This is a genomic window from Chryseobacterium limigenitum (assembly GCF_900114875.1).
GTDB lineage: Bacteria > Bacteroidota > Bacteroidia > Flavobacteriales > Weeksellaceae > Chryseobacterium > Chryseobacterium limigenitum.
In genome coordinates, this window is record NZ_FPKW01000009.1 from 145,657 (window position 1) to 165,704 (window position 20,048).

Genomic DNA, 20,048 nt, shown 5'->3' on the forward strand with positions numbered 1-20,048 from the left:
ACAATGAGAACTTTATTATACACCCTTTTAATATTCACAGCTCAATTTTTCACGGCTCAAACTGCAACCAAAGAACAGATTGTTTCCGATTTACCTGAGATTGAAATTACCGAAGGCATCAACCTGCATATTATCTCGCCTGAGCCCATTCAGTACGTGGATTTGTCAACAGAAAAACTGACTGGAGATTTGCCTTCTACAAACATTGCCAGAATAAAGATCACAGACCATCCTGATTCTGACGAGAAAGGAAAAATCAATATACCTTCCGTTTTTGTTAATGGAAATACTATTGGGATCATTACCGTTGTCGCACAATCTTTCATTGCACAGTATAAAGTGGTGCATAGAAATCAGGATAACCTCAATACGATTACCAATATTCATATACAGCCCGAAGCGATGCAGCCTGTAGAATTTGATAAAATGGTGTTCTCTAATCTTGAACTGAGAAAATTTTCGATGGATATTATTCGAAAAAAATCTGAAAAAAATCCGATTAGAGAAGAAAAAAATCTAAAACTCAGCTTCCAGCTCAATAATGTCTATGTGATGAGTGCTTATATTTTTTTAGATATGACCATCAAGAATAATTCTAATCTGAACTATGATATTGAGGATTTGAAATTCTCCTTGGAAGACAAAAAAATACACAAAGCCACCAATAACCAAAGTGTAGATCTAACACCCATTTTACAGCTCAATCCGCAGAAACACTTCAGAAAAAATTTCAGGAATATTTATGTTTTCAAAAAATTCACTTACCCAAACAGTAAAGTGATGATGATTCGCTTGATTGAAGAACAGCTCTCGGGGCGCACCATAGAAATGAAAGTCAACTATTCAGATATTCTGAAAGCAGATACCTTTTAATATTAAGACTATGGAAAATTTTACAGTTATGCTGTGTTTTGCACTGGTGATATTACTATTTACCTACCATTCTGTTGCTATAATTATTATTTATAAAAAACGAAAAGAATTTATCATTGCCTATAAAAGGGTGTTAAACCTTAAAGATTGGTGTGATAAAATATCTGAAGAGCCAGGTCACTCATACATTATCGAGAGTGTCGAAAAAAGAGGAAATGAATTAATAAATAAATTGAATCTGTTGAATGCCAAACTTGTTAAAATACAGGAACATCATAAAAATTTGCAGGAACGGCAACAGAAGCTACACGATAGTTTACTGGAAGAACACAAATTACTGAATCAATATTTCGAAAATTATTCTTAATGCAAGAGCAACAACACCAAATAAAGATCTATGGCTTTCTACAAAAAGCGGTGTACGCAGTCGTAGCACTCGATTGTGCTTCGCTTTTCTACCTTAATGCCAATGTTCCGGTAGTATCAAACTTGTTGAAAAATTTTTCAAAGTTGAGTTTTATCTACCCTCCTATCAATGCCAAATTTGCAACATTGATTCTGATTGGATTAGTGGCTGTCGGAACAAAAGCCAAGAAAAAGAAAGACCTTAATATTAGTAAAGAGATTATTGCTCCTATGATTTTGGGATTGCTGATGATTTTTTCTTCACTGGTTTGGCAGAATGAGGCAGGAAATGAAAAACTTCCAAGAGTGTTTCCCGGATTTAATCTCTATCAGGGAATCTATGCAGTTCTTTCTTTTTTAGGGGCAGTTATTCTTCAAATGGGTGCAGATAGTATTTCAAAACTGATGCAGCAGAAAATGGGAAAAGACCGATGGAATGTTGAAGAAGAATCTTTCGACCAAAATCAGGAATTGGTAACATCGGATGTCACAATCAATATTCCATACTTGTTCCGTTACAAAAACAAAAGCAATAAAGGTTGGATGAACATCAATCCTTTTAGAGGAACGATGGTCATTGGAACACCAGGTTCTGGTAAATCTTTTGGTGTGATCAATCCTGCCATAAGACAAATGATTGCAAAAGGTTTCTGTCTCTGCATCTACGATTTTAAATTTCCTGATCTAGCACAGATTGCATACTACCATTATTTGTTGAAAAAAAGTAAGGAAGCAGACTACGATTACAATTTCCACGTCATTAATCTGAAAGAGGTTGAAAAATCAAAACGAGTCAATCCATTTCACAAAAAGTACATCCAAACTTTAGCAGAAGCCCAGGAAATGGCAGAATCAATGGTTTCATCTCTACAGAAGGGAGGTTCGAGTTCCGGAGGTGGTTCTGAAGCTTTCTTTACCCAATCCGCCATCAATTTTCTGTCTTCCTGTATTTATTTTTTTGCAACATTTGAAAATGGAAAATATTCTGATCTGCCTCATATTCTTTCCTTTATGAACCGCAGTTATAAAGAAATTTTTGACACACTTTTTACCAACGAAGAAATTTTCTCTTTGCTTTCGCCTTTCAAAACGGCGTATGACAACAAAGCGTTTGATCAGCTGGAAGGACAAATTGGAACTTTGAAAATATTCCTTTCCCGATTGGCAACTAAAGAAAGCTTTTGGGTGTTTTCGGGAGATGAAGTGGAATTGAAGATTACTGATCGTGAAAATCCATCCATTATCATATTAGCATCAGATCCGGGAACACAGGATATTAACTCAGCCCTTTATTCCTCGGTGTTAAACAGGACTTTAAGATTGATCAATTCCAAGCACAATTTACCGGGAGGAATTATCGCAGACGAATTTCCGACGATTTATATTCATAAAATTGATAACATCGTGGCCACTGCAAGAAGCAATAAAGTTGCTGTAATGCTTGGATTACAAGAAATTCCGCAGCTCAGACAGTTCTACAAAAAAGAAGTTGCAGATACTATTTCTGCGATTGTTGGAAATATTATTTCCGGTTCTGCCAGAGACAAAAATACATTGGATTGGTTGGAAAAACTATTTGGGAAAATTAAACAGAAATCATACTCACAATCAATTTCACAGCAAGGGACGACCACCAGTATTAATGAAAAGATGGACAATATGATTCCTGCCGGAAAAATTGCGGCTCTGAAAACCGGAGAAATGGTTGGAATGATCGCACAGGGAGAAGAAAATGATGCTGAGGAATATAAAACGTCTGCAATTAGTGGTAAAATTAACCTGGATATGAAAGCGATTCAAGAAGAAGAAAAAAACTATGTTAAAATGCCATCTTATTACTCTTTTGTAGATAAAAAAGGGGTTAACCGCAAAGAAGAAGTGCTGATGACCAACTTTAGAAAGATCAACAAAGAAGTGGAACTCATTGTGAATGAAAATATTAAAGCTGCGTAAAATGAAAAAACTAAAATACACATTTACATTGATGGCGCTGTTTTACAGCTGCTTATGCTTTGCCCAATTCAATACGATTACACCAACAATACCGAAAAAATCTGAAAATCCAAAGGTATCCGAAAAATCTAATATTGAAGATCCGGTAAAACAAAAGAAGGCTAAGAAATCTTGGAAGCAAGTTTTAAATATCACCACAAAATCAGATTTAAAAAATGAAACCAAAGGTTCGACGAAGTGGTTAACGAGTCAAATAGATTCACTGAAAACACTGATTAAAGAGTATAGCAGTGTAAAAGAAATACGAAAAAATGAGTTTGAAAAACTGAAAGATTCTTTGATGCTGCAAGCACAAAATAGAGTAGAAGAAACAAAGAAAGCATCAAAAAAACAAAACTTTTTTACAACGTATGATTTTGTAGACGAACCTGCAGCATCTTTTTCAAAAATTGTAATGCCTCTTAAAAACAAGATCACCATTACATCTTCTTATGGGACAAGAACTCATCCTATTTTCGGAACAAAAAAAACGCACAACGGCATCGACCTTAAAGCCAGTTATGAGAATGTCTATTCTGTAATGGATGGAATTGTTGCAGCAACCGGTTGGGATTCTAAAGGCGGAGGGAATTTCATAAAGGTAAAACATTTTAACCGTTTCGAAACTTCCTATCTACATCTTTCAGAAATGTATTATCGAGCTGGAGAAATAGTAAAAGCTGGATTTGTCATCGGAAAAAGCGGGAATACCGGAAACTCCACAGGACCACATCTGCATTTTTCGGTGAAAGAATTCGGACAAAACATCAATCCTTCTCATTTTTTAAATGACCTCATAAAAGTAAACAATTTAATAGCAACATACAATGAATAACATAACCTTACCTACCGATGAACTGAAAAAATACGGAATTATTAATGAGGATAATTCTTTCTCTAAAAAGCTAAATATAGAGGATGTTCAGAAATTTCTGCAAGGATATACCATCGTTGCAGACCACGACAAAAACAGGGCGACTTTTCAGCTGACTGATAATAATACTAAACTGAAGGTCATCTTTTTGGAAAGAGATAAAAGTATTTCTGACATCCTCGAAAACAGTAAAAATAATATTCAATATACTGATGTCAAGAATGTTTCTAAATCTGAAAATGAACTGAGTTTCGAAAAAAAAGCTTTCATTTTTGACAAAGAGACCGAAAAAGTAGTTGAATTTGATTTCATTAAAAATGCAAGAGAATTGACCGCAATTATTGCAGATAAAAAAAATACAGAAGAACTTAACCGTTACATAGCAGAACTTCTAAAACTTAAATCTTTTCTGCAAGATAAAATTGTTCAGTTCCCAGAAATGGCAAAAGAAATTACGAATGATTTGAATATTGTATCCAAAGAATTTAATACAGTTGCTGGAATCTCTGAAAAGCAAAATCACTCTCAAAAGCAGGAAAAATCAGATTTACAACTAAATGTGAACGACCCTGATGTCTATCAGGATGCCAATCGAATGAGAGATGAGGAAAGCCAAGAGCAGGACGAGGAAATACCAAAGTCAAGAGGTTTTAGAAGATAGCTTAATAGGTGGAAAAAATGGAAGACAATCTAACCTGGTTTGATAAGAATATAGTTCCCAGAACGAAGGCTTATAAAAATTTTGTGAAGGAAATTGAAAACACTTCACCTGAACAGTTTTTTCGGGACGGAGAGAGGCTGTTTACCGATAGAGAGAAAAAGTTTATGGCAATTCATCAATCTAAGGGAAAAGAATTTATTCAAGGTTCAAATTTTACATTGAAAACATTTTTCAATTCAAATCAGGGTTTCCCTATTGAGGATAAATTTAATACTACCGCTGAATTAGTCAGATTTATTGAAAAGCAGCAACTAGCCAATAAACATTTGATTTTGCAAAATAACAGGGAGTCTACTGAAATTGCTATAAGTAATGAGTCCATAAAACAGAAATTTCTCTCTGATCTCTGGGCTCAGGAATTGGAGAAAAAAACTGATTTAAGTTCCGGATTGACCTATACGCAAATTGATGAAAAGCAAGCTCATCATTATCGAAATTATGAAGTTGAAGCTGTAAAGTTATCATTAGAAGGGGTTCATCAAATTGAAATGACTGATCTGGAAGAAAATGCAGACTTTTTTTCAGATGAAGGCTTTGAAGAAAATTTAACCCCTGCATCTGACCTTCCGGACGGCTGGACCTGGAACGATTACGATGATGGGAGTGGCTCGCTGAAGAGTCCAAGCGGTCATAGGTATTACAGCTATGATCTGCAAACTCAGGAATATACATTACCGTACGGTCGGCGAGAATGGACAGGTATGAGAGATTTTTATGATGCTCCAAAAAGTTTGAACGAATTCAAAAGCTATGTCGAAAACGACTTAAAAGCAAAAGCGGTGCAAAATAATCTTTATCCGAAACTTTCCGAAGAGGAAAAAAATGATATTCTCAAATACAGGATCTTTATGAAAGAAAACGAATTCATACTGGAGAACTTGCAGATCACAGCGAGCCAAAGAAAAGCTTATTCAGAGAAAATGGAATTCGGAACAACAGATGGAGATTATTCTCTTACAAAGGCACAAATGGACACAATCCCAAATGTTATTGATGGTCATACGTTGTCAAAAAATGACAAATACGAATTGGCTTTCGGCCTATTGGAAAAACAGCTATATGGGGAATCCTACGAATTATTGGATAGCGGTGAAATTCTAAAAAATTATCTGGATGAAAATGTTTTTTCAAGAAACAGAATATTAACAATGAATGATATAAAATTTAACAATCAAACCCCAAACATTATGGAAACACAGAACGAATATGAACCATCTCAGTATCCGAAATTTCAATTAAAATATCTTGGTTTCGGAGAAGGAGAACAACTGCACAAAGATTTAGAAAACGGAATTAATGCTCCCGAAAAAGAGTTCGAAATTAAAACCACTTCCGACAAAACGATGCCCGGAAATGAAATGGAATTCACGTTAAAATTCAATAAGATAGAAAATGGAAGTGTCTTTATGAATTTTTATAATGCTAAACTCACTAAAGCAAATGGCGACGTTATCTCCCACAATTTTCCTGTTAACAGGGTGAATACATTTACTGCTAAAGAAGCAGTCAACCTTTTGGAAGGGCGTACGGTAAAAATACAATTTCACAATCCGAAAACAGAAAAAATAGAACCTGCATTTGCCAAACTGAATTTTAACGAACCCAAAACCGAAAAAGGAAATTACAATTTCCAGAATTTTTACAAAAATTATGGAGTTGATACGGCTCAGATCGTAGAAAAATCCAAACTGATCTTCGATAAGCCGGAATGGAAGGAAAGTACCATAAAATCTTTGGAAAAAGGAAATATCGTGAAGGTAAAATTTGAATTGGATGATAAAGTAATAGAAGGCAAAGCGGTGCTGAATCCGCAATACAAAAATCTGAATCTGTATGATTCTGATATGAACAGAATCAATACCAACAAGCCTTTAGAAGGTTTGGAACAAGACAACAAGCACGAAAAAAATAACGTGAAAGAACAAAGTATTAAACGATAGATAACACTTACAACCAATCATTTATTTCCCAGCGGTAAGTCAAATTAATTAGGCTGCCGCTTTTTTAAACCCTATATCTATGAAAAAACTTTTAATACTACCCAGCTTGTTTTTTCTTTTTGTAAGCACTTCCTGCCACAAAGAAATCAAATCCGAAAAAGGAGGAATCGATGTTGTCTCCAATGTATATTTTGATGTTTCCAAAAATCTGAACAATATCCAAAGTTTTCATTTGTCAAGCCTTAATTATTCAGGAGATTCCATAATAGAAAGGATTCCGGATGTTGATGCTCCCGAAATAACCCAACAGATTTATTTCATTAAAGATTCATTGTGCTATACTATTGAAAATGAAAATCCCGGCAAAATTATTCTGTCAGACATCATAAAGAAACAAAAGCCGCTTTCGGTTGAAAAGAAAAAAGGAGGAACATTGTTTTCTCAGGAAAAAATCCCCAATTACAGAAACAGAAAAAATCTGAATGATACGGTTTTGTTTAAGAAAAAATACAAACGATTTGAAATCAACTCACCTTGGATGTACACCCGGTTTTACATTTATCCAACGGATACTATTTTACCGTACTCTATTTACAAACACGCGGAAAAGGACTACCACGGAAGGCTCGAAAGGATTGATTCTTACAATAAAAAGACGGACATATTCGTGACGCTTCAATTAATATCAAGAAAAAACTGGGACAGTGAAGCCAAAGAAATTTTTGAATTTAACCACTTCATAAAAAACAGAAAAAAGTGAAAGATGAAGATTTTTTTAATGAGATAAATGATGACATTTCTGTAGTTGAAGGAAATAAAAAGGAACTTATTGTTTTCACAAACAGTAAGGATATGCTTTCATTCTTGGAGCTTCTTCAATTGAACAAGCAAGTCAATAATAGAACAATTATTACCTTAAATTCCGGTTCCAATAGCAAAAAGTTCCTCAATAGATACCAGAATTATGATGGCAAAATGTTTTTATGTCTGAGCGGGGACAGAACAGGAAATGCAATAACCAGAAAAATTCTTACAGAATTTAATGGCAAAAATATCAAAGACGTTCGTCCGTTGTATGAAATTTCTGAAAATGGGAATCAAGACCTGACCGAATATTTAGAGAATAAACTCAATTTTCAAGATAAAAATACTAATTTAGTTGAACCAAAAATTTCTGAAAATGAAAGCAATGCAATTGAATCCGGAACAACATCCGATCCTCAGCAAGTGGGAAACGGAACACCTGAACAAAACACTGGAGAACTTGGCTCAAAAATCCAATCCGAGCAAAACGGAAGTTACGAAAGCGGACAAGCAGTGGGCAGCAACAATGCTGGAAATGGACTTGCAGGCACAGAACGGAGCGATTTGGGAAACCGAAACCGAGGAAGAGGATCCAATGGAGGAACACAACCGCAAAATGATGAAAAAAATGAGGGAAGAGAATATTCCTTGGGCGGAATCGTATCCGGGAGAGCTATATCCGATAGAAGAAGATCCGATAGAAGACCTTCCGAGGTAAGTGAAAATTCAACAAATAAGGTAGAGCTAGATGTTCTCATTTCAAAATATAAAGGGCGAAAACTTAATAATGAACAAGTTGCGGAAGTAGTTTCTGCAGCTTGTTTTGTTTCTAATGACAACAGAATTCTTCTCAAAGAAAATCTGAAAGTCACGGATGATTTAAAAGAAATCTGCAATCAATTCCAAAGTGGCGGAACCGCAAAAGAAGGCAGAGGGATTTTAGATGAATATTACACACAAGATAAAATTGTCGATGCAGTCCGCAATTTAATCAAAGACCATTTCAAAACTCAAAAAGAAATTTCTGTTTTAGAACCCAGCGTTGGTACAGGAAATTTTATCTATGCCACTCGCGAATTATCTGTAAATTCTAAAATTACAGGCTTTGAAATCAACGAAACCACGGCGAAAATTGCAAAAATTCTACATCCCGAAGTCGAGATCAACCTTCGTTCGTTTGAAACTGAATTTATTGATGACAGAGGTAATAAAAAAGACTCAAAAGATTTTTCAGAAAGATATGATTTGGTCATCGGAAATCCGCCTTATGGCGAACATCGTGGGCTTTACAAAGGATTAGGCGAAGAACCTAAAATTTCAAAATACGAAGATTATTTTGTTAAACGGTCATTAGATTCTTTGAAACCCAACGGCGTTTTGGCGATGGTTCTTCCATCAGGTTGGCTCAACCGACAAAAGAATTTACAGAATGCTAGTGTTTTGGAAGGTTTCCGTTTACCCAATGGCGCTTTTGCAGGAACACAAATCGGAACGGATATTATCATTCTCAAAAAAAACAATCACCAGATTTCTGCGGATATTTCCAAATATTTTGAAAATAATCACACAAGAGTTCTCGGGGAAAACCGTGAGAAAACCAATCGTTTTGGGCGTTTGGAAAATTATATCCACGGAAATTTGGATGAAGCTCTCTTTAAGATTGAACAATTTAAAAATAAAAAAGAAACCGAGAGAATCGGAAATCTTTTTGAAGATTTGTTTTTAGAAAATACTGAGTCCAATTCTGTTACAAAAGTTCCTGTAAAAAAAGAAATTATTGCGGAGAAAATAGATGAGTTGAATTTAACAGAAACTCAAGAAAAAATTGAATTGGTACTTTCTAAACTCAATAACATCAAGTTTAAATCTCCCACCATTACGACTGAAATAAGAAAGTATGAAAAACTGCGCGAAGATTTAATCACAAAACCAGCATCGTTTTCAGAAGAAAAATTAAAAGAATTGATAGAAAAAAGTGATAGAATAATTTCTATTCACAATACGAGAACTGAGAAGGAATATAAAGTCCAAACGGAGCCTTCCATAAAGAAAGGAATTTTAAAATATCAATTCTCCAAACAGGATGAAATTGTAAATACTTCCTTGCAAAATAGTTCAAACATTACGAAAGAACAAATTGAAGCATTCAGAGATACATCTTACGATGGAACGCTCAACAATCACGAAAAACATTCCAAATTTTCAAATTATTCTGATGGAGTTTGGATTCACGATTTTTATTATGCAGAAGGAAATATTTATGCGAAGTTAGAGCAGCTCGAAAAAGATTTTGCAGATAAAAATGCTGTTGGTGGAACGGAAAATCAGTACGAAAAACAAAAAGCATTATTAGAAAATGTTCTACCAAAAGCGAAATCTTTAGATGAAATTTATATCAGTCCGAACCACGAGTTCGTGCACAAATTTGAGTTAGGCCAAATAGAAAAAGACCAATATAATCATATTACAAAACGTACCGAATCAGTCATTGTAGATTACAATCTTGCGGAAAGATTCAAAGACTTTGTAGGCACTTTGTCAAGTGAAGCCTTTGCGGGTTCTTCAGCTTGGGAAGTGCGAAGCTTTGTAGATAATGAAACGGTTACAGGAAGCGATAAAGAGCGAAATGCGTTAGTCAGAGAAAGACGAAAAGCTGCTGCGAATGATTTGTTTTACAAATTTGTACGTGAAGAATTATCAGATGACATTAGAACTCGTTTTGTAAAAGATTTTAACCGCAATTACAATAACATCCACGTTCCGGATTATTCTAAATTCCCATTGTTTTCAAAGATTCATAAGAATTTCAAAGGAAAGGAATTTAGATTAGCAGAGGTTCAGAAGGCGGGAATCGGAAGACAGACCACAAAAGGCGTAGGACTTTTAGCGCACGAAGTGGGTTATGGAAAAACATTGTCCGGAATCCTTTCAATGCACGAAGCAATGGAAAGAGGAAATGCGAAAAGACCAATCATCGTAGTTCCGAATGACAGCATTATGAAACAATGGGTGGAAACGATTTTTGAAACGATTCCCAACGCGAAAGTTAATGTTTTAGGGAATTTGGGGAAAGATTATGACCTTTCAAAATTTGATAATAAAGACGGAGAAATAACCATCGTTACTTATGAAGGTTTTAACAATATTGGATTTTCATCAGAAATAACCGAAGAACTTTCGTCAAAATTCAGTTACATCTCTGCAAGTGAAATGAAGGGCGTTACCAATACCGAAAGAGACCTCCAAATTGAGTTTCAGAAAGAAAAGGAGATTGAGGGAAAAATGAAGCGTGGTAAAATCTATGACTGGGAAGATTTTGGATTCGACCATTTGACTTACGACGAAGTTCACAATGCCAATCATATTGTAGGAAAAGTAAAAATTGAGGACCGAAGATTTGCGTCCGATTTTAGAAGTCAAAACCAACAGACTTCCAAACTGGGAATCAATACCTGGATGGCAGCTCAGTACATTCAAGACAAAAACGACGGAAGAAATGTGACCTTGCTTTCCGCAACGCCTTTTACCAACAAGCCTTTGGAATATTATTCCATTCTTTCTTTAATAGCAAATAAAAGATTAGAAGAATCGGGATATTTCAACGTCAATACTTTCTTCGAGACCTTTATGGAAGCGGATAATGATATGGAAATTGATGCAAAGGGTGATGTGAAATTTAAAGCCAACGTTCGGAGATTTAAAAATAATTCGCTGTTTCAACAATTACTTTCGGAATTCATTGATATAAAAGGAGAAGAAGACAATCCTGAATTAATTCGTCCCAACAAAATTAACAAAGAATATAAAATTGAACAGAATGATCTCACAAGAGAACAGTATGAGCTGCTCAATGAAAATTTCAGTGAGACTGAAAAAGGAGCAATTTTAACACATATTCTCAATGCCAGATTGATTGCTATTTCACCGTATTTATCGCCATTTTATGATGGCGAAGAACCTTCAATAAAAAAATTCATAGAAAATTCTCCGAAGTTAAAAGACACGATGGATTTGATAAGGCAGAACAAAAAAGATCTTCCTGACTCAGGACAAATTGTGTATTCTGAATTAGCAGTTGCTCAGTTTCCAAAAATAAAAGAATATCTCATAACAGAAATTGGTTACAAACCCGAAGAAATCGGAATCATTACCGGGGCGACCAATAAAAACCAAAGAATTTCTATTCAAAATGATTTTAATGAAGGAAAAATAAAAGTAGTTATTGGAAGTGAAGCCATTCAGGAAGGAATGAACCTTCAGGAAAACACAACCGATGTTTATATGCTTACGTTGCCATATAATTTTACGTCACTCCGACAAGTGGAAGGACGAGCCTGGAGGCAAGGAAACAAGAACGAAAATGTGCGGGTTAATTTTATGCTGACCAATGACAGTATTGATGTGTTTATGCTTCAAAAACTGCAATCCAAACAGGCAAGATATTTAGAAGCAATGAAAAAAGGAGCCGATGTTTTGGATATTTCAGACATCAGGACTCAAGAATTAAAAACCTCCATCATTACCAATCCCGAAACCAGAGCCAATATCGAAATCGAACTCATTAAAAAGAAGATTGAAAGTGAAAAAAATAAACATTTGGCCGATAGTGCATTTGTTCTGAGAAAATATGAAGATGTTTTGAAAGTAAAAGAATTGGTAACCCAAGCCGAGCATTCATATAATAGAATTGAAGGCTATTCGAAAAATGGCGATGCAAATGCTGAATATTGGGCAACCCAATTACCATCATATCAAAAAACAATTGAACTTCATAAAGTTCAAGTACAAGAAGTAATTGAAAATTTAGCTCAGAAAGGAATAGATGTTACTCAAATTGAATATCAAACCAAAATGACTGAAGATAAAATTGCGGAACTGGATAAAAAGCTGGAAGAGCTTCCAGCAGTTAGAGAAAATTTAGTAGTTCAATACAGAATAGAAAAAGAGGAACAGCTTAAAGCGAATGAAAATAGAAATTATGTGAGAGAAAGAGCGAGGGAAAATACAGTTTTATATAACAATTTAACAACAGTAGATTTTATAGATAAAGTATTAAACCAAAAAGAGAATATTTACTTAGATAATTTTCAGAATGTTGTCCGAAGAAGGTAGTTATTTATTTGTATATAGCTTAGTAAGATATATTTATATTGATTGTTTAGTACGGATTATTAAAAGAGATTTGTGCTTTGTAAGATACTGTAGTATAAATAATTTTTTTTAAAAGTCTTGTTAGTAATAAATTTTAAAAAAATAGATAAAATTTAATATATATTTATAAATGTAAAATAATTAACTTTGTCGCATGAATTTTCTAAGATTGCTTTTTACAGTCTACTTCATGGCATTATCATTAATGCCATGCATGGATGTTGCAAAAGCGCAATCAAAAAATGAAAATGTATCATATTCCTATATAAAATCTGAGCAAAACGATGCTCATTCAAAAACAGATTCTTGTTCTCCTTTTTGTTATTGTAATTGCTGCAGAATCAGCGTTACTTCGCTCAAAATAAATCCTGTTTTAGAATATCGTAAACAGATAAAAGAGTACTATTCTAAAAAAATTCTTTTCATAAAGAATGACTTTGCATATTTGGTGTACGATCAGATATGGCAACCTCCTAAAATATAATTTTTGTTAATCAGACGGAAGAATTGTCTTTCGTCAAAACAGTTATGGAAACATTGCAATAGCATTGCGTTGTATTCTTACTCATTTTTGTCGCTCGATTTTTAGAACAAATAGTTGTTCCAAAAGGTAGTTGTGACATTCAATAAAAATTATATTCTCATGTTAGATAAAATCATAAGATTTAGCATCAAGAACAAGATTGTCATTGGTATAATGACCTTGTTGTTGATTATTTGGGGAGTTTGGAGCGCAACCAAACTTCCGATCGATGCCACACCCGACATCACCAACAATCAGGTTCAAATAATCACGGTATGTCCTACTTTGGCCGGTCAGGAAGTTGAACAGTTGGTGACATTCCCTATAGAACAGAGTATTGCTAATGTTCCTGATATTGAGGAGACCAGAAGTATTTCACGATTCGGTTTGTCTGTAATCACTGTTGTATTTAAAGAAGAGGTTGACGTTTATTTTGCCCGCCAATTGATCAGTGAAAAGCTGAAGCAGGCTGCTGAAGAAATTCCAAAAGGAATTGGCACACCAGAGTTGGCTCCGGTAAGTACAGGACTTGGGGAAGTATATCAATACATCCTTCATCCAAAGAAAGGAAGTGAGAAAAAATACGATTCCAAAGAACTTCGTACAATGCAGGACTGGATCGTTCGAAGACAGCTTAATGGTACTCCCGGAGTTGCAGAGATTAACAGCTTCGGAGGACAGCTAAAACAATATGAGGTCGCTGTTAACCCTGATCGTCTACGAGCGATGGGAGTTAGTATTTCTGATATTTTTGCAGCTCTTGAAAAAAATAATCAGAACACAGGCGGAGCCTACATTGACAAAAAGCCTAATGCTTATTTTATCCGTGGAATTGGACTTGTGACCTCTCTTGAAGATGTTGGGAATGTTGTAGTTAAAAATGAAACAGGGAGTGTGCCTATATTCATTAAAGATGTTGCTGAGGTTCGTTTGGGAAGTGCGGTTCGATATGGTGCCATGACATTTAATGGTGAGGTGGATGCTGTAGGTGGAGTGGTGATGATGCTTAAAGGTGCTAATAGTAATGAGGTAGTGCAATTAATCAAAGAAAAAATACCAACTATTCAAAAATCTTTACCTACTGATGTGATTATTGAGCCTTATTTAGACAGAACTAATCTAGTTGGCAGAGCTATTGATACTGTCGAGAAAAATCTTATCGAAGGAGCGTTGATAGTGATTTTTGTGCTGGTAGTATTTCTCGGTAATTTACGAGCCGGTCTTATTGTGGCATCTGCCATTCCGTTGTCCTTACTCTTTGCTTTGGGAATGATGAACGTTTTCGGAGTAAGTGCCAACTTAATGAGTTTAGGGGCGATTGATTTTGGATTAATTGTCGACGGAGCTGTTATTATTGTTGAAGCGACTCTTCATCACTTAGGATTGCGGAAAACAACACGTCTTCTTACCCAGTCTGAGATGGATGAAGAGGTATTTCTTTCAGCTTCTAAAATCAGAAGCAGCGCAGCATTTGGGGAGATTATTATTTTGATTGTCTACATTCCTATTTTAACGTTAGTAGGTGTTGAGGGTAAGATGTTTACTCCGATGGCTAAAACTGTAGGTTTTGCAATCTTTGGTGCATTGATATTATCATTGACCTATATTCCAATGATGAGTGCACTTTTTTTATCGAAGAAAATCTCGCATAAAGAAAATTTCTCAGATAAAATGATGAACCGACTCCAAAAAATCTATCAACCTCTACTAGAGAAAGCTTTAAAAGTAAAATATTGGTTAGTAAGTGTTACTGTTGCATTATTTGCAGTTTCATTATTTATATTTGGAAGAATGGGGGGCGAGTTTATCCCTCAACTCCAAGAAGGTGATTTTGCTTTTCACTGTATTCTTCCACAGGGAAGTTCATTAAGTCAGAGTATTGAAACCTCTATGCAGGCCTCCAGGCTGATCAAGCAGTTTGACGAAGTTAAAATGGTTGTAGGGAAGACCGGTGCTGCTGAAGTGCCTACTGATCCAATGCCTCCTGAAGCTACTGATATGATGGTGATCTTAAAACCGCAAAGTGAATGGAAAACAAAAAAATCATATGATGAATTAGCAGATGAGATCTCTGAAAAGCTTGAAGCTATTCCCGGGGTATTTTTCGAAAAAAATCAACCGATCCAGATGCGTTTCAATGAGTTGATGACAGGAATCAGACAAGATGTAGCGGTTAAAATTTTCGGTGAAAATTTAGATTCTTTAGCGATATATGCGGATAAAACAGCAAAAATTATTCAGTCTGTTAATGGTGCGAGTGCTCCACAGATCGAACGTGTTAGTGGTCTTCCGCAAATTAATGTTGAATATGACCGCACAAGAATGGCTAATTACGGGCTGAATATTGAAGACGTAAATACTGCTGTAAGTACTGCTTTTGCAGGTCAGGCTGCAGGTCAGGTATTTGAGAATGAAAGAAGGTTTGATCTGGTGGTTCGTTTGGATAGTTTACATAGAACCAGTATTGATGATGTCAACAATCTGATGGTGTCTACGAAGACAGGAATACAGATCCCGCTTTCACAGGTGTCCAATATCAATTATAAACTTGGCCCCGCACAGATTAGTCGTGAGGCAGGTAAAAGGAGAATCGTCATTGGTTTTAACGTAAAAGGCCGAGATGTAGAAAGTGTAGTAGAAGAAATCCAGCAGAAGCTTAATAAAGAAAAATTACCATCAGGATATTATTATACATATGGCGGACAATTTGAGAATCTTAAAGCTGCCAGTAAACGACTGACCATTGCTGTACCTGTATCATTATTTTTGATCTTTATGCTGTTATATTTTACTTTTGGTTCGCTAAAGCAGGCTGCCTTGATCTTTACGGCAATTCCAATGAGTGCTATCGGCGGTATATTCGCGTTAATGCTTCGCGGTATGCCTTTTAGTATCAGCGCGGGAATTGGGTTTATTGCATTATTTGGTGTAGCGGTACTTAATGGTATTGTGTTGATCGGAACATTTAACGAGTTAGAGAAGGAAGGTGAAACCAATATTTTAAAACGTGTGATGGAAGGAACTAAAACTCGTCTGAGACCTGTTTTAATGACAGCCACAGTCGCATCATTAGGATTTTTACCTATGGCAATTTCAACCGGAGCCGGGGCAGAAGTTCAGAAACCTTTGGCGACCGTTGTAATCGGGGGACTGGTTACAGCAACTTTCTTGACTCTTTTTGTTTTACCGATGTTATACATTATCTTCAGTACTAAACTAAAAATCAAAAAGCCTTCAGGTAATAAGCCACTGACAGCGGTTTTAGTTTTAGGTTTTTTATTCATTGGACAGACCTTTAACGCACAACAAGGTACCCCTGTTACAGTTGAGGAAGCTACGAGCATCGCATTGACCAACAATAATTTAATGCGGTCGAAAGATTTGGATATTAAAGTAACAGAGGCACTGAAACCTACTGCTAAAGAACTTCCAAAAATGAGTTTAGATGCTCAGTTAGGCCAATACAACAGTAAAAAATTCGATCAATCTTTTTCTATATCTCAAAGTATTCCGTTTCCAACATTGTTTAAAGCAAGAAGAGAACTTATCGCTGAACAGATCAAAGGAAAGCAGATCAATAAGGAGATTTCGGTCAACGAACTTGCAAGACAGGTTAGGACCTATTACTATCAGATCGAATATCTGCAATTTAACCAGTCAAAATTAAAAAATCTGGATAGTTTATATCAGGATTTTATAAGAATTGCTACGGTCAGATTTAAATCAGGAGATATTAAAAAGATAGAGATCAATACTGCAGAAACTCAGAAAGGGGAGATCAATTTGTTGTTGAAGCAAAATGAAGTTTATTTGAATAATGCATACAAAAACTTAAAAACCTTATTGAATACTTCGGGAGACATCTCGGTTCCTTATAACACAAATTATGAGCCCCTGAAAGCTAATTATGTATTTGACAGCGCGTCAATAGCGAATCATCCAACAGTAAGGTCTTACTATCAGGAGATGACCATAGCAGAAAAAAATAAAAACGTTGAAAGGTCTCTGGGCCTACCTGATTTCAGTATAGGTTACACCAATCAGTCTTTAATCGGTACCCAGACGATCAATGGTATGGATCGGAATTTTAATGCGGGAAATAGATTTCACGCAGCAACTATTGGCGTTACGATTCCCCTGACTTTCGGTGCTACAAAAGCGAGAATGCAATCTTGGGAGTTCCAAAAGCAAGTAGCGGAATCTAATGCAAAATTACAGCAAAAACAGCTGGAAGCGCAACTGGAAAACGCTTTGAATCAATATCAGCAGGATGTAGAGCAATATAATTATTATATTAATCAGGCTATACCCAATGCTGAGAAAATAGCTAAAGCCGGACAATTGGGATATAAAACAGGAGAAATTTCCTACGTTGAATATCTTTTTGCGCTTCAGACTTCTACCAATATTCAATTAAAGTATCTCGAATCGATTCAACAGGTTAATCAATCTGTTATTACCATTAATTCTATCATAAACAAATAAAATGAAAATTAAATATAATATAGTATCTACGCTGTTAATTTCTTTTTTAGTCTTAAGCTGTGGAAAAAAAGAAGCCTCTGAGGAAACGGAAGTAAAAGCAAAAACCGAACAGGTAGAGGAGGCTCATGAAGAGGCACCGCAAACGATCGCGGCATTAACAGAAGAACAAATGAAAGCAGTCGGAATCTCCTTAGGTAAAATTGAGATGAAAGATCTGACCTCACTTGTTAAAGCCAATGGTGTATTGAGTGTTCCCAACAATAGAAAAGCTACCGTTACCTCTCTGTATGGTGGGGTGATTAAGACATTAAATGTACAGATAGGAGATCATGTGAGGAAAGGGCAGGTAATTGCATCAATCAATAATCCCGAGTATATTCAGCTTCAGGAGCAATATCTTACAGTGAACAGCAGGATCGCGTTTGCTGAACAGGAATATAGAAGGCAACGTGAACTATTTGATAATGATGCCGGAGCAAAAAAGAATCTGCAAAGCTCTGATGCTGAATTAAAAAGTTTAAGAACCCAAAGATCATCACTACAGAGACAGCTCCAGCTTATGGGGATCAGCCCGGGTAAAGTAAGCAATGGTAATCTACGATCTGGGTTGGTTATAACTTCACCGATCAGTGGAACCGTAAGCAGTATCAATGCGCAGATTGGAAGTTATGTTGATGTGGCATCACCAGTTCTTGATATTATTGATAATAGTTCTATCCATTTAGATCTTCAGGTTTTTGAAAAGGATCTACCTAAAATGAAAGTTGGACAAACTGTACAGTTTAAGCTGACCAATAATCCGGAAACTTTGTATAACGCTACCGTATTTAGTATCGGGTCGTCATTCGAAAATGAGAGTAAAACGATCTCTGTACATGCGAGTGTTACAGGAAATAAAGTGGGGTTGATCGATGGGATGAATGTTACCGGAATGGTAAGCCTTGGAAACTCAAGCACCGCTGCCGTTCCTGATGAAGCAATCGTGGAAGCTGACGGTAAATTCTATGTTTTCATACAGACTTCTAAAAAGCCTGAAGAACATGCTGAAGAGGAAGAAGGGGGTGAGAAAGAGGAAGGTACAAAAGAGGCAGCGCATACCAAGAATCAAGGAAAAACATTGAATTTTGAGAAAATAGAAATTGTTAAAGGTTCTTCAGATCTAGGTTATACTGCAATCACTCCAGTGACCAAAATTGCACCTGATACAAACATTGTGGTAAAAGGTGCATTCTTCGTCAATGCTAAATTATCTAATTCAGGAGGGCATGAAGATTAGATTTATTATTACGAAAGCCTTTATATAAAAGTTTCAGCTGTAATAAAAAATAACATTATGCTACGAATCGAATTAAATCGTGAACTACGTATCATAATGTTATATCAAATCTATAAACAAAAGTTATGTTACTAAACAAGAAAATTTCAATCTGGTATTTTATTGATCAAATTAAAAGCCAAATATTACTGATTGTTATACTTGCTGTAGGTATAGGTTTGTTGGATCTGCATCCTATTTTCAAAAAAATATCAATTCCATTAAGCATTCCCGCAATTTTAGGAACTGCTGTATCACTGCTACTTGCATTTAGGACGGCGCAGTCATACGAGAGATGGTGGGAAGCAAGAACCGTTTGGGGTGCTATTGTTAATGATTCCAGGTCTCTTATCCGATTAATTATTCAGTTCATTCCTCAGGATAGTGCGGACGTTAAAATATTTGCAGAAAGACAAATCGTATGGGTCTATGCGTTAGGCGAAGCATTAAGAAAACAGCCTTTTTCCGGTAAAGTAGGGGAGTATTTGAATATGCATCAGATTAACGCTGTTAATATACCCAATGCAATTTTGGATGAACATTCTTATCACTTAAGACAAATAGCCGAAAAAGGATTGGTATCAGATTTCAAGGAGGTTCAGCTTAACGAAGTTCTCATGAGGCTGTGTGACAATATGGGAAAATGTGAAAGATTGAAAAATACGGTATTTCCACGTGCCTATAGTATTTTACTGCATACTCTTATATATGTTTTTGCTTTTATACTCCCTTTCGGATTGGAAGATTCCCAGCTCACCTTGGAAATTATTACAACGATCACTATTCCTCTGCTATTTATAGCCATTGAGAAAACAGCAATCATCATGCAGGATCCTTTCGAGAATACTCCTGTGGATACGCCAATGACATCTATTGCACAAACTATAGAAATCAATATTTTACAGATGATCAAAGAAAATGATATTCCTGTTAAAAAAGAAAATAATACTTACTTCGAAATGTAG

The 20,048-nt window shown here is 35.6% G+C and carries 12 protein-coding genes; all 12 read left to right on the top strand.

Features of this window, described 5'->3' with window-relative positions; genetic code table 11:
- Window positions 1-3: 3 nt before the first annotated feature.
- The 12 genes from BT156_RS12870 (at window position 4) to BT156_RS12925 (ending at window position 20,048) form a co-directional block, all read left to right on the top strand.
- Complete coding sequence (locus tag BT156_RS12870) at window positions 4-873, top strand: DUF4138 domain-containing protein (protein ID WP_028123306.1); 870 nt, start codon at window positions 4-6, stop codon at window positions 871-873.
- A gap of 10 nt (window positions 874-883) precedes the next feature.
- The gene (locus BT156_RS12875) at window positions 884-1,240 is read left to right on the top strand and encodes a hypothetical protein (protein WP_028123307.1); all 357 of its coding nucleotides are present in this window, start codon (window positions 884-886) and stop codon (window positions 1,238-1,240) included.
- Window positions 1,240-3,231 carry a type IV secretory system conjugative DNA transfer family protein gene (locus tag BT156_RS12880; protein WP_034975924.1) on the top strand — a complete coding sequence of 664 codons (1,992 nt, stop codon included), beginning with the start codon at window positions 1,240-1,242 and terminating at the stop codon, window positions 3,229-3,231. The genes BT156_RS12875 and BT156_RS12880 overlap by 1 nt, the downstream gene beginning before the upstream one ends.
- A 1-nt stretch (window position 3,232) precedes the next feature.
- Entirely contained in the window at window positions 3,233-4,105 is an 873-nt protein-coding gene (locus BT156_RS12885) for a M23 family metallopeptidase (protein WP_083582346.1), read from the top strand.
- Window positions 4,098-4,805, top strand: a complete 708-nt coding sequence (locus tag BT156_RS12890; protein WP_034975922.1) for a hypothetical protein — start codon at window positions 4,098-4,100, stop codon at window positions 4,803-4,805. The genes BT156_RS12885 and BT156_RS12890 overlap by 8 nt, the downstream gene beginning before the upstream one ends.
- Window positions 4,806-4,822: 17 nt before the next feature.
- Complete coding sequence (locus BT156_RS12895) at window positions 4,823-6,805, top strand: hypothetical protein (protein WP_051879934.1); 1,983 nt, start codon at window positions 4,823-4,825, stop codon at window positions 6,803-6,805.
- 79 nt (window positions 6,806-6,884) lie between these two features.
- Window positions 6,885-7,565 carry a hypothetical protein gene (locus BT156_RS12900; RefSeq protein WP_034975921.1) on the top strand — a complete coding sequence of 227 codons (681 nt, stop codon included), beginning with the start codon at window positions 6,885-6,887 and terminating at the stop codon, window positions 7,563-7,565.
- A complete protein-coding gene (locus BT156_RS12905; protein ID WP_042279187.1) occupies window positions 7,562-12,721 on the top strand; it encodes a helicase-related protein in 5,160 nt (1,719 codons plus the stop codon). Before BT156_RS12900 ends, BT156_RS12905 begins: the two co-directional genes overlap by 4 nt.
- Window positions 12,722-12,914: 193 nt before the next feature.
- Window positions 12,915-13,244 carry a DUF6660 family protein gene (locus tag BT156_RS12910; protein WP_072410597.1) on the top strand — a complete coding sequence of 110 codons (330 nt, stop codon included), beginning with the start codon at window positions 12,915-12,917 and terminating at the stop codon, window positions 13,242-13,244.
- A 159-nt stretch (window positions 13,245-13,403) separates the two neighbouring features.
- Complete coding sequence (locus BT156_RS12915; RefSeq protein WP_072410604.1) at window positions 13,404-17,768, top strand: CusA/CzcA family heavy metal efflux RND transporter; 4,365 nt, start codon at window positions 13,404-13,406, stop codon at window positions 17,766-17,768.
- A 1-nt stretch (window position 17,769) separates the two neighbouring features.
- Complete coding sequence (locus BT156_RS12920) at window positions 17,770-19,044, top strand: efflux RND transporter periplasmic adaptor subunit (RefSeq protein WP_028123472.1); 1,275 nt, start codon at window positions 17,770-17,772, stop codon at window positions 19,042-19,044.
- A gap of 125 nt (window positions 19,045-19,169) precedes the next feature.
- The gene (locus tag BT156_RS12925) at window positions 19,170-20,048 is read left to right on the top strand and encodes a bestrophin family protein (protein WP_028123473.1); all 879 of its coding nucleotides are present in this window, start codon (window positions 19,170-19,172) and stop codon (window positions 20,046-20,048) included.

What these genes read in the sequence shown, in the direction of transcription:
- BT156_RS12900 (WP_034975921.1), top strand. Translation starts at nt 6,885, where the DNA reads ATGAAAAAACTTTTAATACTACCCAGCTTGTTTTTTCTTTTTGTAAGC.
- BT156_RS12880 (WP_034975924.1), top strand. Translation starts at nt 1,240, where the DNA reads ATGCAAGAGCAACAACACCAAATAAAGATCTATGGCTTTCTACAAAAA.
- BT156_RS12895 (WP_051879934.1), top strand. Translation starts at nt 4,823, where the DNA reads ATGGAAGACAATCTAACCTGGTTTGATAAGAATATAGTTCCCAGAACG.
- BT156_RS12875 (WP_028123307.1), top strand. Translation starts at nt 884, where the DNA reads ATGGAAAATTTTACAGTTATGCTGTGTTTTGCACTGGTGATATTACTA.
- BT156_RS12870 (WP_028123306.1), top strand. Translation starts at nt 4, where the DNA reads ATGAGAACTTTATTATACACCCTTTTAATATTCACAGCTCAATTTTTC.
- BT156_RS12885 (WP_083582346.1), top strand. Translation starts at nt 3,233, where the DNA reads ATGAAAAAACTAAAATACACATTTACATTGATGGCGCTGTTTTACAGC.
- BT156_RS12925 (WP_028123473.1), top strand. Translation starts at nt 19,170, where the DNA reads ATGTTACTAAACAAGAAAATTTCAATCTGGTATTTTATTGATCAAATT.
- BT156_RS12920 (WP_028123472.1), top strand. Translation starts at nt 17,770, where the DNA reads ATGAAAATTAAATATAATATAGTATCTACGCTGTTAATTTCTTTTTTA.
- BT156_RS12890 (WP_034975922.1), top strand. Translation starts at nt 4,098, where the DNA reads ATGAATAACATAACCTTACCTACCGATGAACTGAAAAAATACGGAATT.
- BT156_RS12915 (WP_072410604.1), top strand. Translation starts at nt 13,404, where the DNA reads ATGTTAGATAAAATCATAAGATTTAGCATCAAGAACAAGATTGTCATT.
- BT156_RS12910 (WP_072410597.1), top strand. Translation starts at nt 12,915, where the DNA reads ATGAATTTTCTAAGATTGCTTTTTACAGTCTACTTCATGGCATTATCA.